The sequence below is a fragment of the Streptomyces sp. DH12 genome, from assembly GCF_020873895.1.
GTDB lineage: Bacteria > Actinomycetota > Actinomycetes > Streptomycetales > Streptomycetaceae > Streptomyces.
Window position 1 is genome coordinate 1 of record NZ_JAHWGT010000449.1, and the last position, 610, is coordinate 610.

Genomic DNA, 610 nt, shown 5'->3' on the forward strand with positions numbered 1-610 from the left:
CACCCCCACCGCGCTGATGCAGGCCGCCGACACCACGCTCTACTGGGCGAAGGCCGACGGCAAGGCCCGCTGGACGCTGTTCGACCCGGAGCGCAACGCCTCCCGCGTCACCCGCCAGGCCCTCGCCTCGTCCCTCCGCCCGGCCATCGACCGGGGCGAGTTCGCCCTGGAGTACCAGCCGCTGGTCGGCATGGACGACGACCGCGTGCACGGCGTGGAGGCCCTGATCCGCTGGCACCACCCCCGCTTCGGCACCCTCACGCCGAATCGGTTCATCTCCCTGGCGGAGGAGGACGGTTCGATCGTGCCGCTCGGCCGCTGGGTGCTGCGCACCGCCTGCCGGCAGGCGCGCGCCTGGCAGACGCAGCACCCGGACGAGCCGCCGATCTTCGTCAGCGTGAACGTGGCGGTCCGTCAGGTCTGGGACTCCGACCTGGTCGCGGACGTCGCCGACACCCTGGAGGAGACCGGGCTGCCCCCGCACCTGCTCCAGCTGGAGCTGACCGAGTCCGCGGTGATGGGCTCCTCGGGCCGGCCCCTCCAGGTCCTCGAAGCCCTCAGCGGCATGGGCGTCCGCATCGCCATCGACGACTTCGGCACCGGCTACTCC

1 protein-coding gene is annotated in these 610 nt (G+C 72.8%); it reads left to right on the plus strand.

Going from position 1 to position 610, the window contains the following annotated elements; genetic code table 11:
- The coding region (locus tag LPA54_RS35105; protein WP_228984653.1) for an EAL domain-containing protein at window positions 1-610 on the plus strand (610 nt) is incomplete at both ends.